The sequence below is a fragment of the Xanthomonas sp. NCPPB 2864 genome (genome assembly GCF_056675615.1).
This window is the reverse complement of the sequence record NZ_JBWWVS010000003.1, coordinates 417,539-443,220: the sequence shown is the minus strand read 5'-3', so window position 1 is coordinate 443,220 and position 25,682 is coordinate 417,539. Positions and strand designations below refer to the sequence as shown.

At 66.1% G+C, this 25,682-nt stretch carries 22 protein-coding genes; 8 read left to right on the top strand and 14 right to left on the bottom strand.

Annotated features, from left to right (window positions below):
* Positions 1-11: 11 nt before the first annotated feature.
* Positions 12-1,046 (top strand): XC_2801 family transcriptional regulator, encoded by a 1,035-nt coding sequence (locus AC1KVE_RS10240; protein WP_054592674.1) that lies wholly within the window; start codon positions 12-14, stop codon positions 1,044-1,046.
* A gap of 904 nt (positions 1,047-1,950) precedes the next feature.
* Here the strand turns inward: AC1KVE_RS10240 and AC1KVE_RS10235 are convergent.
* The 9 genes from AC1KVE_RS10235 to AC1KVE_RS10195 form a co-directional block, all read right to left on the bottom strand.
* Entirely contained in the window at positions 1,951-2,676 is a 726-nt protein-coding gene (locus tag AC1KVE_RS10235; protein WP_184455506.1) for a YiaD family glycine zipper/OmpA-like lipoprotein, read from the bottom strand.
* 280 nt (positions 2,677-2,956) lie between these two features.
* Positions 2,957-4,375 (bottom strand): cryptochrome/photolyase family protein, encoded by a 1,419-nt coding sequence (locus AC1KVE_RS10230; protein WP_184455504.1) that lies wholly within the window; start codon positions 4,373-4,375, stop codon positions 2,957-2,959.
* A gap of 102 nt (positions 4,376-4,477) precedes the next feature.
* Complete coding sequence (locus AC1KVE_RS10225) at positions 4,478-5,908, bottom strand: replicative DNA helicase (RefSeq protein WP_047130779.1); 1,431 nt, start codon at positions 5,906-5,908, stop codon at positions 4,478-4,480.
* 222 nt (positions 5,909-6,130) lie between these two features.
* Entirely contained in the window at positions 6,131-6,685 is a 555-nt protein-coding gene (locus tag AC1KVE_RS10220; protein WP_054591582.1) for an NADPH-dependent FMN reductase, read from the bottom strand.
* A 76-nt stretch (positions 6,686-6,761) separates the two neighbouring features.
* Positions 6,762-8,702: an asparagine synthase (glutamine-hydrolyzing) gene (asnB, locus tag AC1KVE_RS10215; RefSeq protein WP_024938930.1), complete on the bottom strand. Its 1,941-nt coding sequence runs from the start codon at positions 8,700-8,702 to the stop codon at positions 6,762-6,764.
* Positions 8,703-8,733: 31 nt separating this feature from the next.
* On the bottom strand, positions 8,734-9,378 hold the full coding sequence (locus AC1KVE_RS10210; RefSeq protein WP_184455502.1) for a glutathione S-transferase family protein: 645 nt from the start codon (positions 9,376-9,378) through the stop codon (positions 8,734-8,736).
* Between the two features lie 134 nt (positions 9,379-9,512).
* Entirely contained in the window at positions 9,513-12,083 is a 2,571-nt protein-coding gene (locus AC1KVE_RS10205; protein ID WP_184456467.1) for a DUF3857 domain-containing transglutaminase family protein, read from the bottom strand.
* A 58-nt stretch (positions 12,084-12,141) separates the two neighbouring features.
* Positions 12,142-13,317, bottom strand: a complete 1,176-nt coding sequence (locus tag AC1KVE_RS10200) for an acyl-CoA dehydrogenase family protein (RefSeq protein ID WP_481092669.1) — start codon at positions 13,315-13,317, stop codon at positions 12,142-12,144.
* 159 nt (positions 13,318-13,476) lie between these two features.
* Positions 13,477-14,268, bottom strand: coding sequence for a glycine zipper 2TM domain-containing protein (locus AC1KVE_RS10195; RefSeq protein ID WP_006451921.1), 792 nt, complete (start codon positions 14,266-14,268; stop codon positions 13,477-13,479).
* Positions 14,269-14,413: 145 nt separating this feature from the next.
* Here AC1KVE_RS10195 and AC1KVE_RS10190 point away from each other — a divergent pair, with 145 nt between their 5' ends.
* Entirely contained in the window at positions 14,414-14,629 is a 216-nt protein-coding gene (locus AC1KVE_RS10190) for a DUF6116 family protein (RefSeq protein WP_024938927.1), read from the top strand.
* Complete coding sequence (locus AC1KVE_RS10185) at positions 14,629-15,396, top strand: TatD family hydrolase (RefSeq protein WP_184455498.1); 768 nt, start codon at positions 14,629-14,631, stop codon at positions 15,394-15,396. Before AC1KVE_RS10190 ends, AC1KVE_RS10185 begins: the two co-directional genes overlap by 1 nt.
* Positions 15,397-15,436: 40 nt before the next feature.
* Here AC1KVE_RS10185 and AC1KVE_RS10180 read toward each other — a convergent pair whose 3' ends face one another.
* Positions 15,437-16,267, bottom strand: a complete 831-nt coding sequence (locus AC1KVE_RS10180; RefSeq protein WP_104570554.1) for a tRNA threonylcarbamoyladenosine dehydratase — start codon at positions 16,265-16,267, stop codon at positions 15,437-15,439.
* A gap of 74 nt (positions 16,268-16,341) precedes the next feature.
* Here AC1KVE_RS10180 and AC1KVE_RS10175 point away from each other — a divergent pair, with 74 nt between their 5' ends.
* Both AC1KVE_RS10175 and AC1KVE_RS10170 read left to right on the top strand, forming a co-directional pair.
* Positions 16,342-16,770: a cytochrome c gene (locus AC1KVE_RS10175; protein WP_166771125.1), complete on the top strand. Its 429-nt coding sequence runs from the start codon at positions 16,342-16,344 to the stop codon at positions 16,768-16,770.
* Between the two features lie 167 nt (positions 16,771-16,937).
* Positions 16,938-17,420 carry a glycine zipper 2TM domain-containing protein gene (locus AC1KVE_RS10170; RefSeq protein ID WP_016902706.1) on the top strand — a complete coding sequence of 161 codons (483 nt, stop codon included), beginning with the start codon at positions 16,938-16,940 and terminating at the stop codon, positions 17,418-17,420.
* Between the two features lie 221 nt (positions 17,421-17,641).
* Here AC1KVE_RS10170 and AC1KVE_RS10165 read toward each other — a convergent pair whose 3' ends face one another.
* The gene (locus tag AC1KVE_RS10165) at positions 17,642-17,857 is read right to left on the bottom strand and encodes a cold-shock protein (RefSeq protein ID WP_003483561.1); all 216 of its coding nucleotides are present in this window, start codon (positions 17,855-17,857) and stop codon (positions 17,642-17,644) included.
* 227 nt (positions 17,858-18,084) lie between these two features.
* On the opposite strand from AC1KVE_RS10165, the gene AC1KVE_RS10160 reads away from it, so the two are divergent.
* Positions 18,085-18,570 carry a DUF456 domain-containing protein gene (locus AC1KVE_RS10160; protein WP_184455495.1) on the top strand — a complete coding sequence of 162 codons (486 nt, stop codon included), beginning with the start codon at positions 18,085-18,087 and terminating at the stop codon, positions 18,568-18,570.
* A gap of 206 nt (positions 18,571-18,776) precedes the next feature.
* The gene (locus AC1KVE_RS10155; protein WP_016902704.1) at positions 18,777-19,910 is read left to right on the top strand and encodes a phospholipase A; all 1,134 of its coding nucleotides are present in this window, start codon (positions 18,777-18,779) and stop codon (positions 19,908-19,910) included.
* 337 nt (positions 19,911-20,247) lie between these two features.
* Here the strand turns inward: AC1KVE_RS10155 and AC1KVE_RS10150 are convergent, their stop codons facing one another.
* The 3 genes from AC1KVE_RS10150 to AC1KVE_RS10140 all read right to left on the bottom strand — a co-directional run bounded on the left by AC1KVE_RS10150 (position 20,248) and on the right by AC1KVE_RS10140 (position 23,489).
* On the bottom strand, positions 20,248-20,886 hold the full coding sequence (locus AC1KVE_RS10150) for a carbonic anhydrase (protein WP_180969661.1): 639 nt from the start codon (positions 20,884-20,886) through the stop codon (positions 20,248-20,250).
* A gap of 187 nt (positions 20,887-21,073) precedes the next feature.
* Positions 21,074-21,709, bottom strand: coding sequence for a glutathione S-transferase family protein (locus AC1KVE_RS10145; protein ID WP_024938922.1), 636 nt, complete (start codon positions 21,707-21,709; stop codon positions 21,074-21,076).
* 262 nt (positions 21,710-21,971) lie between these two features.
* Entirely contained in the window at positions 21,972-23,489 is a 1,518-nt protein-coding gene (locus AC1KVE_RS10140; RefSeq protein WP_039809645.1) for a fumarate hydratase, read from the bottom strand.
* A gap of 251 nt (positions 23,490-23,740) precedes the next feature.
* On the opposite strand from AC1KVE_RS10140, the gene AC1KVE_RS10135 reads away from it, so the two are divergent.
* Positions 23,741-25,621 carry an ABC transporter ATP-binding protein gene (locus AC1KVE_RS10135; RefSeq protein ID WP_184379994.1) on the top strand — a complete coding sequence of 627 codons (1,881 nt, stop codon included), beginning with the start codon at positions 23,741-23,743 and terminating at the stop codon, positions 25,619-25,621.
* The last annotated feature ends 61 nt before the right edge of the window (positions 25,622-25,682 follow it).

Genomic DNA, 25,682 nt, shown 5'->3' with positions numbered 1-25,682 from the left:
AAGGCAGTCCCATGACTCACGATCTCAACGACACCCTGATCTTCGTCAAGGTGGTCGAACAAGGCAGCTTCATCGCCGCCGCCAACGCGCTTGGCCTGCCCAAGACCACCGTCAGCCGCAAGGTGCAGGAACTGGAAACCCGCCTGGGTGCCCGCCTGCTGCACCGGACCACGCGCCGCATCGGCCTGACCGAAGCCGGCTCGGTCTATCACGAACATTGCCAACGCATCGCACGCGAACTGGAAGAGGCCGAGAGCGCCGTCGGGCAATTGCAGTCTGGTCCGCGCGGCTGGCTGCGCTTCACCGTGCCCTACTCGCTGGGCATCACCTGGATCGCGCCGTTGCTGGGCGAGTTCCATGCGCAATACCCGGAAATCCAGCTGGACATGCATCTGGGCAACGAGAAGCTGGACCTGATCGGCGGCGAAGCCGATCTGGCACTGCGCGTCGGCGCGCTGCCCGATTCCAATCTGGTGGCGCGCAAGCTCGGCAGCCTGCGCACGCAGGTCTTCGCCAGCCCGTCCTACATCGAGCGCTATGGCGAGCCGCTGCATCCGGACGAGCTGCAGTTCCATCGCACGCTGGCGCTGCGCAAGAACCGCAACGTGCACAACAACCGCTTTTTCTGGTCGCTCAGCGACGGCAGCGATGTGCGCGATTTCCCGGTCAATCCGTTGATGGTGGCCAACGATCCGGCTGCGCTCAATGGCGCGGTGTTATGCGGCGAAGGCTTGCTGTTGACCGGCGATGTGATGGCCAAGCCGTTCGTGCAATCGGGTCTGGTGCGCCGGGTGCTCGCGGGTTGGACCGGGCCGGAGGTGGACTTCAACGCGGTGTTCGCCGGCGGCCGCCTGGTCTCGCCGAAAGTGCGCGCCTTCGTGGATTTCCTGGTGACGCGGATGAACTTCGACGCGGACTACATGATGGCGCAGTGCCCCGCGCGTCTGGCCGCGCAAAAGGCCGACAACGATGCAAAGATCGAGGTCGGCGCAGACGCGGAACTGCGTGCAGAAGGCAAGCGCATCCTGGAAAACGTCACGGCGTAGTTCGTACTCGAATAGTCGCCTAACGGAGCACCCTTCTCCCCTCGGGAGAAGGTGTCCGAATGGCGGATGAGGAGGCCTTGCCCGTACAAGCGAAAACTTCCCGGCTGCTACAAATCTCGAATCCCGAATCCCGAATCCCGAATCCCGAATTTCTGCAGCAGTGTCGAGTCCATCAAGCGCCGGCACTTTTGGTCGTGGCGAAGTCACCATACCGCTGTCGACCGATGCAATCTTGAAGCGACCGCGCGCGCGCGCTTTAGCGTGGTCTGGAGATCCGAAGCTGCGTTGGTCAATGCCTAGCGATAACGTCTAGCTGCAAGTCAAAAGATCAGTCGGTCGAGTGCGCGGTGCCCTCACCGCTTGCGGGACACGCCGTGAATCCGTCCGTGGAGGCTCCTCGGCGGCATCCATGCCGCCGAGGGTCCCGCAACCAGCAAGGACACCGCACCAGAGAGTTGGTCGGCTGCTTTTTTAAAGATTGTTGCTCGGCTTGCGATAGCAGATGCGACGTTTGTAGCTTGCGTGTTGAAAGTCCGTTTGTTGCTCGGTTTGCGATGGGAAAATGGCGAGAGGTTGATCGAACACTTAGTGCTCCGAGCAACCTACGGCTTGCCTTGCTTGCAACCACGCACACCGACCATCCCGACAGGTCCTTGCCCGCCCACCGTCGCGGGACCTTACGCGGCATGGATGCCGCGTAAGAGCCTACACGGACGTACTTGCGGCGTGTCCCGCGATGGTGGGCGGGCAAGGGCCCTGCAGAAAACCCTCAGATCGGCAGCTTTGCACCTGATGCGCCTGATCAGAAAATTCGCAGCGCAAAAAAAACAGGCCGCTTTCGCGGCCTGTCTTGCTTACCCATCGCGGCTCGTCGATCGACTCGCCACGATTCAGTGCGGCAAACTCAACGCATGCCCGTGTTGTTCCCGGCACCCTCCGAGCGCAGCGGGATCAGGCGGATTTCGACGCGGCGGTTCTGTGCGCGGCCGGCATCGGTGCTGTTGTCGGCGATCGGGTAACGCTTGCCGGCGCCCATGGTTTCCATGCGCTCACGCTGCACGCCTTGTGCGGTCAGATATTGCGCGACCGCGCCGGCGCGTTCTTCGGACAGACGCTGGTTGACCGCGTCGCTGCCGACGCTGTCGGTGTGACCGACCACTTCCACCATGGTCTGGTTGTACTCGCGCAGTGTGGACGCCACGCCATTGAGCGCGCTGTAGAACTGCGGCTTCAATGCAGACTTGCCGAAGTCGAAGGTGATGCCGTCGGGCAGGTTCAGGGTGATGTTGTCGCCCTGGCGCTGCACTTCGATGCCGGTGTTGGCGGTGCGCTCACGCAGTGCGCGCTCCTGACGATCCTGATACTGGCCAACCGCCGCGCCGCTGAGCGCGCCGATGCCGGCGCCGACCATCGCATGCTGGCGACGCTCGGTGGCGCTGTCGCCGGTCAGCAGACCAGCGGCCACGCCGATCGCTGTGCCAATCAGCGCATTGCGGCCGGTGCGGTTCTGCTGTTGGGTCTGCTCGCCGTACTGGTCGCGCTGCACATACGAGCCGCCGGTTGCGCAGGCGGACAACGCAATGGCGCTGGCCAGGGCAACGGCAAGGCTCTTTATGGCTGCTGGGGACATGGTGTTCTCCTGTGGCCGGACCATCCGGCACTCAATCGTGTCGGCGAGGATAAACAGGCCAACGCGACTGGCGCATGATGAAACCGACCTCCAATCGCGCGTAGCTAGTGCTGCATTCAGGAAACCGTTTTCTGCGTGGACAGCACCATGTATCCGCGTCACGTATTCGCTGATGTACGAAACAAGCGTCGCAGCACACGCATGCAACGCCGCAGCCTTGCACAAGAGAACACGCAGAAGCGAGCATCAGCTGACCACGCAATCAGGATGTCGCTCGCGCTTAGCCGCGCGTTTTTGCATACGCCGCCAGCGCCGCATCGCGGCCTTCGGCCAGGCCGATGATCGGCGTGCGCGGATACTTCGGTGCCAGACGCGCCAGCGACAACGGATGCAGCCACGGTGCGAAGCGCTCCTTCACCGCAAGCTTGCCGAGCTCAGGTACCCAGCGCGTGATGTAGGCGGCCTGCGGATCGAACTTTTCCGCCTGCGTGACCGGATTGAACACACGGAAATACGGCGCTGCATCGGCGCCGGTACCGGCCACCCATTGCCAACCCAGGGTGTTGTTGGCCAGGTCCGCATCCACCAGCGTGTCCCAGAACCAGCGCGCGCCTTCGATCCAGTGCACGCGCAGATGCTTGCACAACAGGCTCGCCACGATCATGCGCACGCGGTTGTGCATCCAGCCGGTGTGCCAGAGCTGGCGCATGCCGGCATCGACGATCGGAATGCCAGTGCGGCCCCGCTGCCAGGCCTGCAATGCGACCGGGTCTACCTTGGCCCAGTCAAAGCCTTCGAAACGCGGGTTGAGATTCTGGTTTGTGGTGTCGGGAAAATGGTGCAGCAGGTGATACGCAAAATCGCGCCAGCCCAGTTGGCGGATATAGCCGTCGATCTCGGCACCGTTGCGTGCATTGCGATTGGCTTCCAGCGTGCTGGCGATCCGCCACGGCGCAATCTCGCCGAAATGCAGATGCGGCGACAACTGCGAGGTGCCGACCCGGTCGGGCCGGTCGCGGTTTTCGCGATACCCGGACAGCGCGCCGTCGATGAAGATTTCCAGCATCTCGTACGCGCCGGCCTCGCCGGGCTGCCAGTGTTCCCAGAAGCCTCGGTCCCAGTCCAGCGCCGGCAGCAGCCCCAGCGTGTCCAGCGCAGCGCTCTTCAAGTGCGCAGGCAACGGCGGCAGGCTGCGCGGTGCCGGCACGGCAGCCGGCAATTGCAGCTGCGTAAGCGCATTGCGCCAGAACGGGGTGAACACCTTGTAGGGGCCGCCCTGCTGCGTCGTCAACTGCCATGGTTCGACCATCAGTGCGGAGTTGCAGCTCTGCACTTCGATCCCGCGCTCGCGCAGGCTGCGCTTGATCTGCGCATCGCGCGGCTGCGTGGCCGGCTCGTACTTGCGGTTCCAGTACACCGCCACCGCCTTGGTCTGCGCGATCACCTCATCCAGCACCTGCGCACTGTCACCGGCGCGCATCACCAGACCGCTGCCGAGCGCGCGCAGGGCCGCATCCAGCGCCGCAAGCGAGCGATGCCGCCAGCTCCGCGAGGCGGCGCCCGGCGTCCACTCGCCCTCTTCGTGCGGCGCATCGATATACAGCGGAATCGGCTGGTGCCCTGCATCCAGCGCAGCCTGCAAGGCCGGGTTGTCCTGCAGGCGCAGATCGCGACGGAACCAGACGATGGCGTAGGACATACAAGCTCGGCAGAGGCGATGAGGCGCGCAGCATAAGCCAGCAGATGCAAGGATGGCGCGATGCCGCAGCGACGGATTGTCGCCCGGCATCACGCAGGAGATTTATTCGAAACTGCCCACCGAATCGTGGGCCAGATTGTCGAACCGGGTGTATTCGCCGAAGAACTTGAGCTTGCACGACCCGGTCGGTCCACCGCGGTGCTTGCCGATGATGATCTCGGCCAGGCCCTTGTCCGGCGAATTTTCCTTGTTGTAGTAGTCGTCGCGATAGATGAACACGATCATGTCCGCGTCCTGCTCGATCGCGCCGGATTCGCGCAAGTCGGCCATCACCGGGCGCTTGTCGGTACGTGTTTCCAGCGAGCGGTTGAGCTGCGACAACGCAATCACCGGCACGTTGAGCTCCTTGGCAAGGCCCTTGAGCGAACGCGAGATTTCCGAAATTTCGGTCGCGCGGTTTTCGCTGTTACCCGGTACCGACATCAGCTGCAGGTAGTCGATGACGATCAGGCCCAGGTCGTGCTCGCGCTTGAGTCGGCGGCACTTGGAGCGCAGCACTTCCGGCGACACGCCCGGCGTGTCGTCGATGAAGATCTTGGTTTCCTTCAGCATCTTGATCGCGCCGGTCACGCGCGCCCAGTCCTCGTCTTCCAGTGCGCCGGTACGCAAGCGTTGCGCATTGATGCGGCCATTGGACGAGATCAGGCGCATCGCCAGCTGCGATGCCGACATTTCCATCGAGAATACCGCCACGCCCTTCTTGGATTTGATCGCGGCATATTCGGCGATATTCAGCGCGAACGTGGTCTTGCCCATCGCCGGACGCGCGGCCAGGATGATCAGGTCGGTCGGCTGCAGGCCGGAGGTCATCGCGTCGAAATCGTTGTAGCCGGTCGGCAGGCCGGTGATGTTGCCGCCGTTTTCGAAACGGCTGCGCAATTCCTCAAAGGCGTCCTTCAGCGCGCCCGGCATCGCCACGAAGTCGGTGCGCCCGCGCGCGCCGGCCTCGGCGATCTTGAACACCGCCTTTTCCGCCGACGACAGCAACTCCACGCTGTCGCGCCCCTCCGGTTGGAAGCCGTCGTTGACGATGGTGGTGCCCACTTCGATCAGCTGCCGCAACACCGCCTTGTCACGTACGATCTCCGCGTATGCGGCGATATTGGCTGCCGAAGGCGTGGTGCTGGCCAGCTCGATCAGGTACGCGCCATCGCCGACCTGCTCCAGCTTGCCCTGCGATTCGAACCACTCGCCCAGGGTCACCGCATCGAAGGGGCGGTCCTTCTCGTTCAGTTCGCGAATCGCACGGTAGATCAGCCGGTGATCGCGGCGGTAAAAGTCGTTTTCGGTCAGCTGGTCATTGACCCGGTCGAACGCATCCGGCGCCAGCATCAACCCGCCGAGCACGGCCTGCTCGGCCTCGACCGAATGCGGCGGTACCCGCAACTGGTCAAGTCGCGGCTCGGGACGATCGTAATCGTCGTCGTCGCGATCGCGATTGCGCTTGGAACGGAAACCAGGACGAGCGGACATGGACAAACAGACCTGACGCGAGGGAGACGAGGGCAGGAAGCATAGTCATCGGCGGCGCCGACGACCATGCACAACTCTGTGGATAACTGGTGGACAGCCGGTGCATCACCGTTCTACGCGGCGGCTGTCGCAACCGCCGAGACGCTTGCTGCGCCGGGGTTTGCACCGCGTCACCGGTGCCGGTTGGCGGCTGTCTCCAGGCCCAACGCCGCTGTGGTCAACTCAACGCTTGGACTGTTCGACCAGGCCCAGGAAGGCGTCGACGAAGCCCTGCAGGAACTTGCGGCTGTCGGCGTTGGCGACCTGGTCGTCGGCGCCGAACAGGCCGTCCTTGTACTGCAGGAAGACTTCCGGCTGGCCAAGCACCCGCATGTCCAGATACGACAGCACATTACGCAGGTGCTGCTGCGCTGTGGCGGTGCCGATCGCCCCGACCGAGATGCCGACCACGGCGGCCGGCTTGCCCGCAAACGCGCTGTCGCCGTAGGGGCGCGAGCCGGTATCGAGGGCGTTCTTGAGCACGCCGGGAATCGAGCGGTTGTACTCCGGGGTGACGAACAGCACCGCGTCAGCCGACCGGATCTGTTGCTTCAGCCGCGTGCCCTCAGCCGGGTAATCGCCATCATGGTCCTGGTTGTACAGCGGGATGTCGCCGATCTCCACATACTCGAACACGGCCTTGTCGCCGGCCAGATGCTCCAGCGCATGCGCCAGTTGGCGGTTGTAGGACGCGGCACGCAGGCTGCCGACCAGCACGGCGATGGTGATCTTGCTCATGGGGAACGCTCCATTGGGGGAATCAGCGCCCGACTCTAGTGAGCCTGGCGCTCAGACCCGGTGAAGCGCGCCTGCCTCAGCGGCCGATCGCGGCGCGTTGGGCGCGCCAATGCACCTGCCAGGCCTGGAACATCAGCACCGTCCACAGGTGCGTATGCCATTTGCGCTCGCCGCCGTTGAAGTCCCGCCACAGCCCGGCCACGGTGTCGGCGGCGAACACGCCGTCGCGCTCGAGCGTGGCGTGCGCCAGCAGATCGTCGGCCCAGCCGTGCAGGTCGCCACGCAGCCAGGCACTGACCGGCGCGCCGAACCCGCGCTTGCCGCGGTAGACCATCGGGTCGGGCAGATAGCGGCACAGCACGCGCTTGAGCAGGTACTTGCTGACCCCGTCGCGGTACTTCAGCGACAGCGGCAGCGACCAGGCGAACTCGGCCACCCGCCAGTCCAGCAACGGTGCGCGCGCTTCCAGCCCCACTGCCATGGTGGTGCGGTCCACCTTGCACAACAGATCGTCGGGCAGATAGGCGGCGAAGTCGGCCAGCATCATCGCGTCGGCCGGCGTGCCGGAACCGTGCAGTGGGTCGGCCAGGCTGTAGAAACTGTCGGGCTCGGTCGCGCCCAGCACCACCGCGGCCGGATCGCGCCAGCGCGAGATGCGGTTGCGATAGATGTCGCCGATGCCGCGTGCGCCGGCCTCGGCCACCAACGCGGCCAGGCCGCCGGTGCGCGAAGACTCGCCGTTGCGGCGTGCCGCCAGCGCCATCAACCGCCGCAGCGGCCCCGGCACCAGCCCATGCATGCGCCAGTTGCGCAGCGCACGCTGGTAACGGCCGTAGCCGAAGAACAACTCGTCGCCGCCATCGCCGGACAGCGCCACCGTCACCCCGCCGCGCGCCAGCCGTGCGACCAGCGCGGTCGGCACCTGCGAGGCATCGGCGAAGGGCTCGTCGAACATGTCCGGCAGGGTCGGCACCACCGCCAGCGCGTCGGCGCCGCTGACATACAGCTCGGTGTGGTCGGTGTGCAGATGCGTGGCCACTTCGCGCGCCAGCGGCGCTTCGTCGTGATGCGAACCTTCGAAGCCGATGCTGAAGGTATGCACCGGCTGGGTGCTCTGCGCCTGCATCATCGCGGTGACGATCGACGAATCGGTGCCGCCGGACAGGAACACGCCCACCGGCACGTCGGCCACCATGCGCAGCGCCACCGCATCGCGCAGCACTGCGTCGAGCTGTTCCTCGGCCTGTGCATCGCTGCCGGTGAACGGCGCCGCCAGCGCGCGCTGCATCGCCTCGCGCGCGTTCCAGAACGGCTGCTGCGCCTGGTCCGGCCGATGCGCCGCCGCGCCGGCCGCCACCATCTGCGCATCCAGCCGCAGCACCCGCCCGGGCATCAACTTGAAGGTGCGCTCGTGGATGCAGGCCGGCGCCGGGATGTAGCCCAGCCGCAGCAGCAAGGTCAGCGCATTGCGATCGACCCCGTTATCGAAGTCCGGATGCTGCCACAGCGCCTTGAGTTCGGAGCCGAACACCAGGGTGTCGCCGGCCCAGCCGTAGTACAGCGGCTTCTTGCCGACGCGGTCGCGGGCCAGATACAGGCAGTTGTCGCGCTCGTCCCACAACGCCAGCGCGAACATGCCGTTGCAGCGGGTCAGGGTGTCGTCCAGCCCCCACTCCACCACCGCCGCCAACAGCACTTCGGTATCGGAATGACCACGGAAGCGGTGCCCGAGTGCGGACAGCGCCGCGCGCAGTTGCGCGAAGTTGTAGATCTCGCCGTTGTAGGCCAGCACATAACGGCCATCGGCCGAGCGCATCGGCTGATGGCCCAGCGGAGACAGATCCAGGATGCTCAAGCGTTGATGCGCCAGCGCCACGCCGGCCTGCGCATCGCACCAGGTGCCGGCATCGTCGGGGCCGCGATGACGCAAGGCCGCGCCCATCGGCCGCACCAGCGCATCGAGTTGTTCGCCATGCATGCGTGGCGAGGCCAGCAGCAGTCCAGCCAATCCGCACATCGTCAGTGCTCCTGCCGGCAGCGCATGCCGCTCATGCCGTCACCGCGCCGGGCGCAGGCGCCGGCATTGCGATAAAACCGGGTACTGCCTGCACGCGCTGCAGCCAGGCACCAATCGCCGGCCAGCGCTCCAGATCGAAGCCGCCGTCCTCGGCGCAATGGGTGTAGGCAAACAGCGCGATATCGGCGATGCCGTAGTCGCTGCCGGTAAACCAGCGGTGCTGCTGCAGATGCTGCTCCATCACGGCCAGCGCCTGCTCGCCGCGGGCGCGCAGCTGCGGCAGTTCGGCGCGGCGCGCGGCATCGCGCGGCGTCCACAGGCTGATGAACCGCGCCACCGCGATGTACGGCTCATGGCTGTATTGCTCGAAGAACATCCAGCTCAAGGCCTGCGCGCGCTGCCACGCGTCGGTGGGCAGATACGGAGTGCCTTCGGCCAGCCAGAACAGGATCGCGTTGGATTCGGTCAGCACGCGGCCGTCGTCGCGCTCCACCATCGGCACCTTGCCGTTGGGATTCTTGGCCAGATACGCGGGCGTGCGGGTTTCGCCGGCGACGCTGTCGACCTCGACCCAGTGATAGCGGCTGCCCAGTTGCTCCAGCAGCAGGCGCACTTTGTAGCAGTTGCCGGAACTGGACATGCCATGGACGGTCAACGGGGGACGCACGGTCGACATCAAGCTGGCTCCGCGGCAGCAACGAGGGGCTGGCAGTGTCACAGCCCCGGGGGCCTTTGCAAAGCCCTGCACCGATTCTGCTGCAAGGCGTGGCCGCGGTTGCGTGCGCTGCCGGCAGCGCGGCTCAGCGCGGCTCAGCGCATCACCACCAGCGCCACCGGCACACCCAGCACGGCGACCAGCATGCCCAGCACCGACAACGTCAATGCCAGCGCACCGAAGGCCCGCGAGCGTGCGCAGCCGGTCGCACCGGCAACCGCCTGGACCGCAGCGATCGACCACCACAGCCCGCCCAGCAGCAACATCAGCACCGCCATGGTCACCTGCGCCAGCCCGGCCGGATCATGCACACCGGTTCCGAACAGGACGATATCGCCGCCAACCGCGGCCAGTGCCGCCAGCAGGCAGACCAGCCATGGCAAGGCACTGCCCAGCAGCGCCGGCAGCAACACCGCAAACTCCGCAGTGCCGCCCATCCAGCGCAGCATCCACTGCAACAGCACGCAGCCCACCAGCGCGATGGCCAGCATGATCGCCACGGCGATGGCGTGCACCCACAACGGCTGCGGAGACACCCACATCCAGCTCGAGAGCACCACGATCAGGCCGAACACGCACCACGCGCTCCGGCGCGCGCCGGCCTGCGTGTGCAGGCGCTGCGCAACGGCGTGCGGATCGAACAGCATCCCGCCCAAGCCACCGCCGCGCCACCAGGCCAGGCATGCCAGCACCAGCACGATCAGCGCCAGCAGCGCGGCCAGCGGATAGACGAAGACGTGCATCTCCAGCGGCTGTCTGCGCGGCTGCGGCTTGAGGTCGTGATTGAAGTACAGCAGGTCGCGGGCACGCTCCATGTCGGCAGCTGCGCGCTTCACGCCGCCGGCGGGAATGCGGTCGGACAGCCGCTGCCACTCGCCGACGATGACGATGCGTCCTTCGTGCGTGGAGACCGTGCGCGAGAACCGGAACCACGGGTTGGCGACCACCTGCGTATCGGCTTCCACCCGCACCGCCGGGTCGACCCGCACCCGCACCGTCTGCCGCGCCAGCCGCGGGCCGCCCAGCGCCAGCGGGCTCTTGCGCGCCGCCGTGGGCAGGGCGTCCATCCATTCGCCGAGCTGGAACAGCGGAAAGCCCAGCTCGTCGCCCTCGTCGGTCGGCCACTCCAGGCGGTAGGCCTCGTGCGTACGCACGTTCAACACATCGGCCGCGTCGATGGTCGGCACGCCGACCTGGGTCAGCGCGGTGTAGTACTGCTGCATGAATTCCAGGTAGTGCTCGCCGACCGCCTGCGCACCGTTGTCGTCGAAGCTGGTCGCCACGCGCTCGCCGCGTCCCTGGCGATACGTGGTGTCCACGGTGAAGGTCGCCACGCGCTGCGGCTTGCGCAGCGAGATCACGACCTCCTCGTCCACCTCGACCTGCGGCAGCGTCGGCATCGGCGATGGCACCGCCACCAGATCGCGCTGCCCGGCCACGACCGGCAGGCCACGCACGAACGGCAACGGCCGGCGTTGCGCCAGCGGGCCCTCTTCGCGGTCGCGCGTGGCATCCACCCATACCTCGCCCTGCGGCAGGTGCGCGCGCACCACCACGTGGTCGAACGCGTAGGGACTGGGCAAGCGCAGATCCAGCCCGTGGCCCTTGTCGCTGCTGACCAGCACCGGCTCGGCGCGGATGCCGGCCAGCTGCAGCAGCGCGATCAACAGCGTCGCCTTGTCCTTGCAGTCGCCGTAGCGATTGCGCAGCGTCACTTCCGGTGTATGCGGCGCGTGGGAGTTCTCGCCCATGTCCAGGCCGACGTAGCGGATCTCGCCCTGCACGAAGGCCACTGCACGCAGCAGTGCACCCTGCGGGTCGTCGCGGCGCAGCTGCAGGTTCTGCACCATCCCGTCGGCAACGCGCGCGTCCTTGAACGCGTGCGGATACAACTGCGCTGCCCATGCCGCCACTGCCGCCCAGTTGCCGGCAGTGGAGACTTCGATCCGGCCATACGGATCGACATCCTCCGGGGTGTCCTTTTCCTCCTGCACGGCGGGCAGGTCGCGTGCGGCGATGTCCAGTGTCGCCACATCGCCGGTGCGGCTGACGTTGCGGCTGAAGCCTGGCGCAGTCACCCGCCACTGCAATCCCATGCCGGCCGGATGCCGCACCCGCACCCGGCGCTCGCCCAGCGCTACGCCGTAGCGCGCATCGAACACGTCGTAATAGCCCTTGCCGAACACCGGATTGCTGCCGGTGATGGTCACGCCGTAATCGACCCGGTCGCCCACGCGCAGGTCCGGCAAGGTGATCGACAGCGTCAGCGCGCCATCGATCAGACCGTCTTCCAGTCCGCTTTCGCGGCGCAACCGGGCGTAGTGCGCCTGTTTGCGCATGTCGATGCGCTTGCCGTCGCGCCAGACCTCCAGGCTGTTGAGCGCCAGCTGCTGGTACTGCGGCTGGTAATCGATGGAGATCTGCCCGGCCTCGTCCAGACTTTTCGCACGCTGCACGGTGTAACTGAGGCGGCGATACGCCTGCGGCGCCGCGCCGGTCAGATCGACCTGGTCGGATACCAGCTCATAGCGCAGCCCGCTGGCACCGGGCACCTTGTCGGGCACCGCATCGGCGATGACCCAGTCCGGTGGCGGCGCCATGCGCGGCGCCTCGCTGGCCCGTGCCGGTGCGATCACGCTCGCAACCACGGCCAGCACGCAACTCATCCAGAACACGCCACGCAGGCGTCGCCTCCCATCCCTGTCGATCAACACCCACTCCTCGTCAAAACGCATTGAGTCCCGTCAGCGCACGCCCGACCACCAACTGATGCACGGTCTCGGTCCCCTCGTAGGTGATCACCGATTCCAGGTTCAGCGCATGCCTGATCGCCACATGTTCGGTGGTGATGCCGGCCGCGCCCAGCAGATCGCGGCACTCGCGCGCCACCTCCAGGGCCATGCGGCAATTATTCCACTTTGCCAGCGAGATCTGTTCCGGCCGCAGCTGGCCGGCCTGCTTCAGCCGCCCGAGCTGCAGCGCCAGCAGCTGCGCGGTGGAAATCCGCCGCGCCATGTCGGCCAGCTTGATCTGCGCGCTCTGCGTGGCCGCCAGCGGCCGGCCGAACAGGATGCGCTGCCCGCTGTAGGCCAATGCCTCGCGCAGACAGGCCACCGCCGCGCCGATCGCGCCCCAGGCGATGCCGTAGCGCGCCTGATTGAGGCACCCCAGCGGCGCCTTCAGACCGGCCGCGTTCGGCAGGCGCATCTGCTCTGGCACGTAGACGTTGTCCAGGAACAAGCCCGAGGTCACCGATGCGCGCAGGCTCATCTTGTGCGCGATGTCCTGTGCACTGAAGCCGGCGCTGCCGCTCTCCACCAGAAAGCCGCACACGCCGTCATCGGTATGCGCCCAGATGATCGCCAGGCCGGCAATGCTGCCGTTGGTGATCCACATCTTGGCCCCGTTCAAGCGCCAGCCGTCGCCCTGCCGCACCGCGCGCGTGGTCATCGCGGCCGGATCCGAGCCGCCCTGCGCTTCGCTCAGCCCGAAACAGCCGATCAGGCGGCCGGCTGCCATCTCCGGCAACCAGCGCTGGCGCTGCTCGTCGCTGCCGTAGGCATGGATCGGGTACATGCACAGCGAGGACTGCACGCTGACGAAGCTGCGCAGGCCGCTGTCGCCGCGCTCCAGTTCCTGGCAGATCAATCCGTACGCCACCGCGCCCAGGCCCGCGCCGCCATCGCGGACCGGCAGGCTGGCGCCCAGCAGGCCGAGCTCCGCCAGTTCCGGTACCCATTCGCGCGGAAAGCGCCCTGCATCGAAGGCATCGCCGATCGCCGGCAGCACCCGCGTATCGGTGAAGCGCGCCACCGCATCCTGCACTGCCCGCTCTTCGTCGGTCAGCAGCGCACGTACATCGAACAGATCATCGGGGCGCACCGGCATGTCGGCTTCCACTCCAGGAGAAGTGGCGATTATCAGCCAGTTGCCGGCCGAACATGGCGGCGACCTGTTCAGCGCACGGACGTCGTCACCAGCGCCTGAAAACGAAAAGAGCCGGCAATGCCGGCTCCTCTCTTGCCAACCAGCGATCCTGGGCGGATCGCTGCCAGCGGTTTATTGACGCGTGCTGCCCGCATCCACACGAACGCCCCTGTCACCGGCGGTCGAAGCGGTCTGGGTCACCAGCTGACCGTCGACCACTGGCAGGCGATCGCTGGCCGGCTTGTCGTTCATGCGCACGGTCTTCTCGAAACCGTCGTAGCGGTAGGTCACGTCGTAGGCCACCACGTTGTCGGCATCGCCCAGCGAGATGCGCTCGCCCGGCTTGCTGTCCATGCGCATGGTGCCGGTGGTGCCGTCGGCATTGCGGTAGGTCACGTCGTAGCCGACCACGCGCGAGGACTGCGAATTGGCATTTTCGGTATGGCACTGGCGCTCGGTGCGATCCACCACGCGGCCGCCGACATGATTGCGGTCCACGCGATTACCGACCATGCCGCCACCGACCGCACCGGCCACCGTGGCCAGCTTGCGGCCGTTGCCGCCGCCGACCTGGTTGCCGAGCAGACCGCCGATCACCGCACCGGCGACGGTGCCGCCAACATTGCCATCGCGCTCGGGCAGACGTTCCTGCACCACCACGTCGCGGCAGACTTCGCGCGGCGAGGAGCTGGTGGTGGTTTCGCGGATGGCAGCGCTGTTGACGACCTGCGCGTACTGCGGCTCGCGCTCGGTGATCGGGGCGACCTTGACCACGTCGGCATATTCCAGACCACGCGGTGCCGGCTCGCCGTTGGCAACGAAATCGCCGGACGACGGGCGATTGTTCATGAAGGCGGCCGTGGCCACGCCTCCAACCAGCAACGCACCAGCAGCGACCAGTATAGTTGTCGTATTGCTCTTCATGATCCAGCTCCGTGCGGACACGCCGCGTTGTTGACGGCGTGATTCCAGCACGCGAACCCTGAACAAAAACGCCCTCGCTCATGAACGCCGCAGTTAAGTTCAGCTAGCGGTTATTTCATGCACTTCTAACAGCCGGAGCATCCGCATGCGCAATCCCGTCACCTCGCGCGCCCTGGAGTGGGCCAGCACCCTGCGCTACCCCACCTTGTTCAAGCTGGCGGCGGCGCTGTTTCTGGTCGACCTGGTGCTCCCGGACCCGATCCCGTTCCTGGACGAGCTGCTGTTCGGCCTGACCACGCTGTTACTCGCCAACTGGAAGACCCGCAAGGCACCGCTGCCCGCGCCGGTGCGCCGCGATTGATGCAGCTGGTCGATAGCCACTGCCATCTGGATGCCGGCGAGTTCGACCACGACCGCGCCGCGGTGATCGCGCGCGCGCGGGCAGCCGGTGTCGTACAGCAGGTGATCCCGGCGATCACCGCCGCCAGCTGGCCGGCGCTGCGCTCCGTCTGCACCCAGGCCCCCGGGTTGCACCCCGCCTACGGGCTGCACCCGATCTTTCTCGATCAGCACCGCCCCGAGCATCTGGAGCTGCTGGCCGAGTGGATCGAGCGCGAGCGGCCCTGCGCTATCGGCGAGTGCGGGCTGGACTTCTATCTGGACGGGCTGGACGCGCAGATGCAGCGCGATTATTTCGACGGGCAACTGCAGCTGGCCAAGCGCTTCGAGCTGCCGCTGATCGTGCATGCGCGGCGCGCCACCGAAGAGGTCATCGCCCGCATCAAGGCCGTGGGCGGCCTGCGTGGTGTGGTGCACAGCTTTGCCGGCAGCCCCGAACAGGCGCAGCAATTGTGGAAGCTGGATTTCATGATCGGCTTGGGCGGCCCGGTGACCTACCCGCGTGCCAATCGCCTGCGCGGCCTGGCCGCAACGATGCCGCTGGACTGGCTACTGCTGGAAACCGATGCGCCGGATCAGCCCGACGCCAGCATCCGCGGCCAACGCAACGAGCCGGCCTACCTGCGCACGGTGCTGGACTGCATCGCACAGCTACGCGGCGAGGCGGCCGAGCACATCGCCGCGCAGACCAGCGCCAACGCGCGGCGGTTGTTCGGGTTGCCGGGCTGATTACACTGCCCGTTGCCGCATGACGCGGCAACACGCGCACTCACCCCGCCGAGGCGGCCTCGGCAACAGGCCTGGCCGCAGCCACCTTCGGCTTGAGCAACATCTCCAGCGCCTTGCCCACCGCGACAAACGCAAAGGTGCCGGTGATATGCGTGGCTGCGCCCAGCCCGGCCCCGCAATCCAGCTTGAGCGTGGCGTCGGCATCCAGTTGCGGGCGAATGCCGCAGACGCTGCCATCGGCCTGCGGGTATTTGACGTTCTCCAGCGAGTACACCGCCGGCACGCCGAAATAGCGCTGCGGATTCTTGGGGAAATTGAACTCGCTGCGCAGCTTCTTGCGGATCAGCGCCAGCATCGCGTCGTGTTCGGTGCGCGAGACATCGCGTACCCGCACCAGGGTGGGATCGGTGCGCCCGCCAGCGGCGCCCACGGTGAGAAGCGGCAGCTTGCGTCGACGGCACCAGGCGATGGTTTCCACCTTCACCCGGAAGCTGTCGCAGGCATCGATCACCAGGTCGAACGCATCGCCGAGCAGCTGTTCGATATTGCCGGCGGTGAGGAACGACTCCACCGCATCGGCGTCGATTTCCGGGTTGATCGCCACGCAGCGTTCGGCCATCGCGCGCGCCTTGTTGCGTCCGTACTGCCCGGCCAGCGCCGGCAGCTGCCGGTTGGTGTTGGACACGCACAGGTCGTCGGCATCGATCAGGCGGATATGGCCAACGCCGGTACGCGCCAGCGCCTCGACCACCCACGAACCCACGCCGCCCATCCCCACCACCGCCACGCGGCAGGCGGCCAGCCGCTCCACCGTGCCGACTCCGTACAGCCGGTCGATACCGGCAAAGCGTTCACGCCATTGTGCTTTCATCAGCCTATTTTACGCGCGCCGCTCAGCGCGCGCCCATCGACCTATTGAAGCCCGCGTCCACCGGAGTTCCGTCCATGCCCGCCCCGCCCACCGAACAATCGCGCGCGTCCCGCTATGCCTTCCTGCTGGTGCTGGGCATCCTGATCGGGCTGGTGTGCACGGTGATGGTGGCGCGCGTGCTGCAGGCCAGACGCAACCCGGTGCCGGACAGCTTGATGCAGGTGATGGCTTACCAAATGCGCGCCCTGCAAGCCGATACCGATGGTGGCTGCAACTCCACACGCCAGCGAGCGCGACTGCAATCGTTGCGCCTGCTTGCCGGCGAACTGGAGCCGGCCTTTCCGGACATCGGCGAGGACCGCCGCTTCGGCGAGCATGCCAGCGCCCTGCGCACGGTCCTGGACCAGGCACAGCGCACGCCGCCAGCGGATTGCGCCGCGCTTGCCGCACTCAGGCCACAGATCAATGACGCCTGCGAGGCCTGTCATCGCGACTTCCGCTGACCCGCCATCGCACCGCCGCATCGATGCTCACGGCGGGGGTAGTGAACAGGACGCTCGGGTTTCGTTAAGCCTGGAGTGATCCAGTTGGCAGGCCGTTCACCCTGACCAACCCAGGATGACGTCGCCGCGGCCCTGACCGCTTTTTCGAACCACCCCGGAGAGACCTCATGAAGACCCGACTGCTCGTCATTGGCCTGGCTGCAACCGCGACGCTGGTTGGCTGCGCCACCTCCCAGCCCCAGTACGGCAGCTACCGCGGCGACCGCGGCTACGACCAGGGCTACTCGCAGCCGCAGGCACGCTGCGTGGATTGCGGCATCGTGACCCGTATCGATGAAGTCGGCCCGACCCGCAGCGCTCCCACCGGCACCGGTGCGGTGCTCGGCGGCATCGTCGGCGCGGTGGCCGGTCGCCAGATCTCCAAGGAGACCGGTGGCAGCAAGGGCAACAAGAACGTCTCGGCCGTGGCCGGTGCCGCCGCCGGCGCGCTGGCGGGCAATGCGATCCAGAACAACGTCACCAGCGACAGCTTCGATGTGCAGGTGCGCATGGACGACGGCCGCGTGATCGTGGTGAACCAGCGCGACCTGGCTGGCGTGCGCGAAAACGCCTACGTGCGCGTGGTCAACGGCAAGGTCGTGCTGCGCTGATCGGCGCGCTTACCAGTAGCGGCCAGTAAAACCACTGCGCTCACCGCTAGGACCGCGCAGTCGGCACCCGGAATCGACATGCATCCACGTGTACTTCGATTTCTTCGTGCCCGCCTGACGACTGCTCGCTACGTTCGATTCACCAGTGTTGGCGAATGACAGAAAGGCCCGGCGACGGGCCTTTCTGCTGTCTGCACGATGGCCGCGGTGTTGCGCCGCGCTCAGACCACCTGCACCGCATCGGCCTGCAGGCCCTTCTGTCCCTGCACCACGGTGAAGCTGACCTTCTGGCCTTCCTTGAGACTCTTGAAGCCCTGGATCTGGATCGCACGGAAGTGGACGAAGACGTCCTCGCCGTTTTCGCGACTGATGAAGCCAAAACCCTTGGCGTCGTTGAACCACTTCACGACACCATTCTCGCGTTCGATATTGGACATCTCGACTGACTCCCTACGACACTGTGATGGACTGACGGTGGTGGCTGTGATTGCAAGGAGGAAGCGAGGTACAAGGATGTAGCGGATCGAACGATCTACCGCATCAGGCCACGATTCACGGTGACCGTTGCAAACAGCAGCGCTGGCAACTTAACCCGCACCAAACGAATTTTCAAGCACCTCTTGCGCAATTTTGTCAAGCCTGAAACAGGACATTTTTAAACATCATGGACATCACCGTCGTCTACTACATCCTGGCTGGCGTGCTGGTCCTGATCGGCCTTGCCGGGGTCGTCCTGCCGGCGCTGCCAGGCCTGCCACTGGTGTTCGCGGGACTGCTGGTGGCGGCCTGGGCCGATGGCTTTGCCCACGTCGGTTGGGTGGCGCTGGTGATTCTGGGCCTGATGACGGCGTTGTCGTTTGCGATCGACTTCCTTGCCACCGTGTATGGCGCCCAGCGGGTCGGCGCCAGCAAGGCGGCACTGTGGGGCTCGGTGATCGGCTCGGTCGTCGGCATCTTCTTCATGCCGGTCGGCTTGTTCGTCGGGCCGTTCGCCGGCGCGTGGCTCGGCGAGTATTGGCAGACCCGCAAATCCGACCAGGCCACCAAGGTCGGCTTCGGCACCTGGCTGGGCATCGTGTTCGGCACCGCGACCAAGCTGGCACTGGGCCTGTGCATGCTGGGCGTGTTCGCCATCGCCTGGTTTTTCTAGCGGATTTCCAGCGTTCACAGACGGTGATTGGGTCGACTTGTCTCCCGGACACTGACGACGCAGGCACCCACGCGGTCGCAGACAGCTGCCGATTGCAGGCGTCGCCCGGATGTTATGCCACCGTGTACACACCGCGTATGCAGGCGCGACCGTTAAGCTTCGCATCTGACGCGCCTGCCTGGCGCCTTTATTCGGCCAGACTGCCCATGTCCAAGCACCGCACCCGTCCCTTGATGCTGATTGCCCTGGCGGCGGCGCCACTGGCGCACGCACAGGAAATCGCCCCCACCCCCGCTTCGCCGCAGGCCTGCACCTCCGTCACCTCGGACGCGGCACGCCTGGCCTGCTATGACCAGGCGCTGGGCTATACCCCGCAGCTGACCGCCGAAGCCGATGCCGCTGCGCAGATCGCCAAGCAAAAAGAGTCCAAGCCGCAGGACGAACGCGCCATCAGCCGCGTTGGCGACTTCTTCCGTGCCGACGGCCAGGATCAGCCCAAGGCCGAGGCGGTCGCCAACGCTGGCCGCGGTTCGTTGCTGGACCGCCGCTGGGAGCTGGCCAAGGACTCCAAGCTGGGCACCTTCCAGTTGCGCGGCTACAAGCCGGTCTACCTGCTGCCGGCATTCTGGACCAGCGACTCCAACCGCACCCCGCAGTCGCCGAACCCGGCCAACTCGGTGTCCACCCCGCAGCAACTGGACAGCACCGAACTGAAGTTCCAGCTCAGCTTCAAGACCAAGGTGGTCGAGGATCTGTTCGGCGACAATGGCGACATCTGGATGGGCTACACCCAGAGCTCGCGCTGGCAGGCCTACAACACCGATGCCTCGCGCCCGTTCCGCGAAACCAATTACGAGCCGGAAGCGATGCTGGTGTTCCGCAACAACTACAGCCTGTTCGGCTGGAAGGGCCGCATGAGCGGCATCAGCATCAACCACATGTCCAACGGCCGCGAAGATCCGCTGTCGCGCTCCTGGAACCGGGTCATCCTCAACATCGGGCTGGATCGCGAGAACTGGGCACTGACGCTGCGCCCGTGGTTCCGCATCAAGGAAGACCGCGCCGACGACAATAATCCCGATATCGAGGATTACATGGGCCGTGGCGACGCCACCCTGGTCTACAACAAGGACGGGCATGAAGTGGCGTTGATTGCGCGGCATTCGCTGCGCGGCGGCGACCGCTCGCATGGCTCGGTGCAGCTGGATTACGGCTTCCCGATCACCAACCTGCTGCGTGGTCACGTGCAGGTGTTCGACGGCTACGGCGAAAGCCTGATCGACTACAACCACAAGGCCACCTACATCGGCCTGGGCGTGTCGTTGCTGGAGTGGTTCTAAGCACATCGCACCGCTGCGCTGAGCAACGTCGAGACCATTGAAAAGCCGGCATGCGCGCATGCCGGCTTTTTTGCGTCCGGATTGCAGGCCTGGAGCGGTAGACGTGGCAGGCAGTCGTCAGCTCGGCGCGCAGGAATTGCAGCGCATGCCGATTCAGGACGCGGCCCACGCCTGCCTGGCGATGAGCGCAGCAGTTTGATAGCCGCTTCAGGTTCTGCAGCGCTGACGATCACGCTGCCCCGCATATATATAGGCTGCTCCGCACCCTCCGCACATATAAAAAAAACAGCGCAGGAGATCATCCTGCGCTGTCTTCATGAAACGGTTTTGGCAGCGATCAGACGTCGAAGAAATCGACCTTGCCGTCCTTCAAGGTGTAGTACGCACCGACGACGCGAACATTGCCCGCGCGCAGCGGTTCGAGCAGCGCCGGCTCGGACGCGCCGCGCAGGCGGTCGACGGTGCGCTTGACGTTGGCCTTGACCGAGGCCGCCAGCAGGTCGTCGCCGCCCTTACTCTTGGCGGTCAGCACGGCCGGGACGATCGGCTCGATCATCGCGCCGATCGCGCCCGGGAAGAATGCGTTCTTTTCCACCACCGACACCGCCGCAGCGACCGCGCCACAGCTCTCGTGGCCCATCACCACCACCAGCGGCACGCCAAGCTGGCTGACCGCGTATTCGATCGAGCCCAATGCCGTGGTGTCGACGGTATTGCCGGCATTGCGGACGATGAACATCTCGCCCAGGCCGCGCCCGAACAGCAGCTCCGGCGGCACGCGCGAATCCGAGCACGACACCAGAATCACAAACGGGGTCTGCCCCAGCGCCAGTTCCAGACGGCGCTTGCTGTCGGAAATGACCTTCTTGGGGCGGTTTTCCACGAAGGCGGCGTTGCCGTCACGCAGCACCTGCAATGCCTGCTCGGCATTGAGATCGGTCTTCTTCGACGGCGCCGCGCCTGCGGCGAACGGCAGTGACGCGGCGGCGGCCGCGATCGGCGCACAACAGGCACATTGCAGCAGTTTTCGACGGGATGCGGAATGCGACATGGACGAGCCCCTGCTCTCTGGTTGTGGCGCGATCGTACACCGCGGCAGGCGCCGCACCACGGCGTGGCTGGAGCTTATGTCGACACGATTTCGCAGCCCGTCCCCCCCGGGTTCAGGTCCAGTCCGTCAGCCCCTCGCGGCGATAGGTTTCCTGAAATGCCGGGCGGGCTTTCATTCGCTGCGCATGCGCCTGCAAGGCCGGCCAGCTATCGCTGGGACGGGGCATGTTGCGCGACCAACGCATCATCATGGTTAGCATGAAATCGGCCGCCGACAGGGTCTGCCCGAGCAGATACGGGCCGTTGGCCTGCAGGTGCGTATCGACCCGGGCCCAGGCCGCCTCCAGTCTGGCGCGCGCCTGGGATTGCGCGGCTTCGGCGTGCGCGGCACCGGCCGGCTCGTCCGGATAGAACCAGGCCCGGTACGCCGGCTGCAAGGTGTTGGCGCAGAAGAACATCCACTGGTAGTACGCCGCACGCTCGGGAGTGCCGAGCGGCGGTGCCAGCCCTGCCTGCGGATGCAGGTCGGCCAGATGCAGCACGATCGCGGCCGCCTCGGTCAGCACGTGTCCGTCGAGCACCAGCGTCGGCACCACGCCGGCCGGATTGAGCGCCAGATACTGCGGCGATTTCTGTTCGGCACGTTCGAAATCCAGCGGATGCAGTACGTGCGGTACGTCGAGTTCGATCAGCAGCCAATGCACGACCAGGGCTGCGGTGCTGGGGGTGTGGTACAGCGTGGCGCTCATACGGATTCCTGAGTCGGTTGGTGCAGGCGAGCTTGCGTGGTTCACAGCGATTGTCCTCGCCCTGGTGGATGCCATCGAAGATCCGGGCGGGGGCAGTTGGCCCGCTGCGACGGATTCCGTACATCGTCACAGCGGTTTCAGCGCGGCGCCACCGCGGCGCTGCACCTGCGCTCGCCGGCCCGGTCGGCGCGGCATTGCCTGGCACTCTGGTTGCACTGCGCGATGCAACAGCCCGCCACTGCGGGCGCGCTGGCTGGTGCCCTTATTCCACCACCACCGGAATCTTGCCGATGCGCGACTGCCATTGCCGCGGGCCGGTCTTGTGCACCGATTCGCCGGTGGAATCCACCGCCACGGTGACCGGCATGTCCTTGACCTCGAATTCGTAGATCGCTTCCATGCCCAGGTCTTCGAATGCCAGCACGCGTGCGGCCTTGATCGCCTTGGACACCAGGTACGCCGAGCCGCCGACCGCCATCAGATACACGGCCTTGTTGTCGCGGATCGCCTCGATCGCCGCATCGCCGCGCTCGGACTTGCCGACCATGCCCAGCAGGCCGGTCTGCTCCAGCATCTGGCGGGTGAACTTGTCCATTCGCGTGGCGGTAGTCGGGCCGGCCGGGCCGACCACTTCATCGCGCACCGGGTCGACCGGGCCGACGTAGTAGATGAAGCGGTTGGTGAAGTCGACCGGCAAGGTTTCGCCCTTGTTGAGCATGTCGATCATGCGCTTGTGCGCTGCGTCGCGGCCGGTCAGCAGCTTGCCGTTGAGCAGCACCACCTCGCCCGGCTTGAAACTGGCGACCTCTTCCTTGGTGATGGTGTCCAGGTTGACCCGGCGCGCATTGGTCGGGTTGTAGGTGAGCTTGGGCCAGTCTTCCAGCGACGGCGGGTCCAGCATCACCGGGCCGCTGCCATCCAGGGTGAAGTGCGCATGGCGGGTGGCCGCGCAGTTGGGAATCAGCGCCACCGGCAGGTTGGCGGCGTGGGTCGGGTAATCCTTGACCTTGATGTCCAGCACCGTGGTCAGGCCGCCCAGGCCCTGCGCGCCAATGCCGAGCGCGTTGACCTTTTCGTAGAGTTCCAGCCGCAGCTCTTCGGCGCGATTGGAGGCGCCGCGCGCCTGCAGGTCGACGATGTCGATCGGCTCCATCAGCGCTTCCTTGGCCAGCAGCATGGCCTTTTCGGCAGTGCCGCCGATGCCGATGCCGAGCATGCCCGGCGGGCACCAGCCGGCGCCCATGGTCGGCACGGTCTTGAGCACCCAGTCGACGATGGAGTCGGACGGGTTGAGCATGGCGAACTTGCTCTTGGCCTCCGAACCGCCGCCCTTGGCCGCGACGATCACTTCGACATGGTGGCCGGGCACGATCTTGGTGTTGACCACGGCCGGGGTGTTGTCGCGGGTGTTGGTGCGCTTGCCGGCCGGGTCGGCCAGCACGCTGGCGCGCAGCTTGTTGTCGGGGTGGTTGTAGGCGCGGCGCACGCCTTCGTTGACCATGTCTTCCACGCCCATCGTGGCGTCGTCCCAGCGCACCTGCATGCCGATCTCCAGGAACACGGTGACGATGCCGGTGTCCTGGCAGATCGGGCGATGGCCTTCCGCGCACATGCGCGAGTTGATCAGGATCTGCGCGATGGCGTCCTTGGCCGCCGGCGACTCTTCGCGCTCGTAGGCAGCGGACAGGTTCCTGATGTAGTCGACCGGGTGGTAGTAGCTGATGTACTGCAACGCGTCGGCGACGGACTGGATGAGGTCTTCCTGCTTGATCGAGGTCACGGCTGGCTCTACGGCTGGCGGGGGCAATCCGGCCATTTTAGTCGAAACTCCCGGCGTGTCCGGGCGTCGCGTCAATCGAGGCGATTGATCGGGCCTGCGATCGCGCGCGTAGCTGCCCCGCAGTATGGGCACGCTGCAGGCCATCGACCGCACTGCCTTGCACGCGTGCAGTCGGCAGCGCACCCATTCCGCCGTAGGCGCGGCGCACCTCCAACACCCCGCGCCGACGCGTGGCGCTGCACACTAAGCCGATGTCAGCCTCCCGTTCCGGCGCCCCTGCGCCTGCCGCTCCCCGTACCGGCCCCACCCTGCGCGAGCGCCTGGATGCGCTGCGCAACCTGCCGCCCTTCCTGCGCCAGATCTGGCAGACCAGCCGCTGGCTGAGCGCCAGCAGCATCGGCTTGCGCGTGCTGCGCGCGTTGATGCCGGTGGCCTCGTTGTATATCGGCAAACTGATCATCGACGAGGCGATCCACCTGGTCGGTCAACCGCCGGCCTTCGACTCGCTGACGCAGGCGCTGGGCAGCGGCCGGCTGAACCGGCTGCTGGAATTGCTGGCGCTGGAACTGGCCCTGGCGGTCGGCTCGGACCTGCTGGGCCGGCTGGTCGGCTACGCCGATGCCTTGTTGTCGGAGCTGTTCAACAACGCCGCCAGCGTGCGCCTGATGGAGCATGCCGCGCAGCTGGATCTGGAGGACTTCGAAGACCCCGACCGGCAGGACAAGCTGGATCGCGCGCGGCGCCAGACCATGAACCGCATGAACCTGATGAGCCAGCTGTTCGGCCAGGTGCAGGACGCCATCACCGTGGTCAGCCTGGCGGTGGGCCTGGTGGTGTACGCGCCGTGGTTGATCCTGCTGCTGGCGATCGCGCTGATCCCGGCCTTCATCGGCGAGGCGCATTTCAATGCGCTGGGCTATTCGCTCAACTTCCAGTGGACACCGGAGCGGCGCCAGCTCGACTACCTGCGCCAGGTCGGCGCGAGCGTCGAGACCGCCAAAGAAGTCAAGATCCTCAACCTGCACCGCTTCCTGATCGCACGCTATCGCCGTCTGGCCGACAAGTTCTTCCAGGCCAATCGCGCGCTGGCGCGCAAGCGTGCGCTGTGGGGCGCATTGCTGGCTGCGCTGGGCACCCTGGGCTACTACATGGCCTATGGCTACATCGCCTGGCGCACCGTGCGCGGCGATTTCAGCATCGGCGATCTAACTTTCCTGGCCGGCAGTTTCCTGCGCCTGCGCCAGTTGCTCGAAGGCCTGCTGATCGGGTTCTCGCAGGTCGCCGGCCAGGCCTTGTATCTGGACGATCTGTATTCGTTCTTCAACATCGTGCCGGAGATCCGCTCGCGCCCGAACGCGCTGCCGGTGCCGCGACCGATCCGCCAGGGCTTCGTGTTCGAGGACGTGGGCTTCCGCTACCCGGATGCCGAACAGTGGACGGTGCGGCATCTGGATTTCGAACTGCGTGCCGGCGAAGTGCTGGCGCTGGTCGGCGAAAACGGCGCCGGCAAGACCACACTGGTCAAGCTGCTGGCGCGGCTGTACGACCCGGACGAGGGCCGTATCCTGCTCGATGGCCGCGACCTGCGCGACTACGACCTGGACGATGTGCGCGCCAACCTGGGCGTGATCTTTCAGGACTTCGTGCGCTATCACCTGAGCGTGGGCGAGAACATCGGTGTCGGCCAGGTCGATGCGATGGACGATGCGCCACGCATCCGCGCCGCCGCGCAGCGTGCGATGGCTGGCGAGCTGATCGATAGCCTGCCCGATGGCTACGACCAACTGGTCGGGCGCCGTTTCAAGAACAGCGTGGACCTGTCCGGCGGACAATGGCAGAAGATCGCCATCGCGCGCGCCTACATGCGCGATGCGCAGCTAATGATCCTGGACGAACCCACCGCCGCCCTGGATGCGCGCAGCGAGTTCGAGGTGTTCCAGCGCTTCAAGGAGCTGTCGGACAACCGCACCGCGGTGCTGATCTCGCACCGCTTCTCCAGCGTGCGCATGGCCGACCGCATCCTGGTACTGGCCGCAGGCCGCATCGAGGCCAACGGCACCCATGCCGAACTGATGGCCCAGGGCGGGCGCTATGCGGAGCTGTTCGAATTGCAGGCGGCGGGGTATCGGTGAGGCCGGGGATTGGGCATTCGGGATTGGGGATTGGTAAGAGCTGCCGGCTCATCCGCGAGCC

Coding starts and splice junctions, on each gene's coding strand:
- AC1KVE_RS10240 (WP_054592674.1), top strand. CDS start 12: ATGACTCACGATCTCAACGACACCCTGATCTTCGTCAAGGTGGTCGAA.
- AC1KVE_RS10235 (WP_184455506.1), bottom strand. CDS start 2,676: ATGTCCCCAGCAGCCATAAAGAGCCTTGCCGTTGCCCTGGCCAGCGCC.
- AC1KVE_RS10230 (WP_184455504.1), bottom strand. CDS start 4,375: ATGTCCTACGCCATCGTCTGGTTCCGTCGCGATCTGCGCCTGCAGGAC.
- AC1KVE_RS10225 (WP_047130779.1), bottom strand. CDS start 5,908: ATGTCCGCTCGTCCTGGTTTCCGTTCCAAGCGCAATCGCGATCGCGAC.
- AC1KVE_RS10220 (WP_054591582.1), bottom strand. CDS start 6,685: ATGAGCAAGATCACCATCGCCGTGCTGGTCGGCAGCCTGCGTGCCGCG.
- asnB (WP_024938930.1), bottom strand. CDS start 8,702: ATGTGCGGATTGGCTGGACTGCTGCTGGCCTCGCCACGCATGCATGGC.
- AC1KVE_RS10210 (WP_184455502.1), bottom strand. CDS start 9,378: ATGTCGACCGTGCGTCCCCCGTTGACCGTCCATGGCATGTCCAGTTCC.
- AC1KVE_RS10205 (WP_184456467.1), bottom strand. CDS start 12,083: ATGAGTTGCGTGCTGGCCGTGGTTGCGAGCGTGATCGCACCGGCACGG.
- AC1KVE_RS10195 (WP_006451921.1), bottom strand. CDS start 14,268: ATGAAGAGCAATACGACAACTATACTGGTCGCTGCTGGTGCGTTGCTG.
- AC1KVE_RS10190 (WP_024938927.1), top strand. CDS start 14,414: ATGCGCAATCCCGTCACCTCGCGCGCCCTGGAGTGGGCCAGCACCCTG.
- AC1KVE_RS10185 (WP_184455498.1), top strand. CDS start 14,629: ATGCAGCTGGTCGATAGCCACTGCCATCTGGATGCCGGCGAGTTCGAC.
- AC1KVE_RS10180 (WP_104570554.1), bottom strand. CDS start 16,267: ATGAAAGCACAATGGCGTGAACGCTTTGCCGGTATCGACCGGCTGTAC.
- AC1KVE_RS10175 (WP_166771125.1), top strand. CDS start 16,342: ATGCCCGCCCCGCCCACCGAACAATCGCGCGCGTCCCGCTATGCCTTC.
- AC1KVE_RS10170 (WP_016902706.1), top strand. CDS start 16,938: ATGAAGACCCGACTGCTCGTCATTGGCCTGGCTGCAACCGCGACGCTG.
- AC1KVE_RS10165 (WP_003483561.1), bottom strand. CDS start 17,857: ATGTCCAATATCGAACGCGAGAATGGTGTCGTGAAGTGGTTCAACGAC.
- AC1KVE_RS10160 (WP_184455495.1), top strand. CDS start 18,085: ATGGACATCACCGTCGTCTACTACATCCTGGCTGGCGTGCTGGTCCTG.
- AC1KVE_RS10155 (WP_016902704.1), top strand. CDS start 18,777: ATGTCCAAGCACCGCACCCGTCCCTTGATGCTGATTGCCCTGGCGGCG.
- AC1KVE_RS10145 (WP_024938922.1), bottom strand. CDS start 21,709: ATGAGCGCCACGCTGTACCACACCCCCAGCACCGCAGCCCTGGTCGTG.
- AC1KVE_RS10135 (WP_184379994.1), top strand. CDS start 23,741: ATGTCAGCCTCCCGTTCCGGCGCCCCTGCGCCTGCCGCTCCCCGTACC.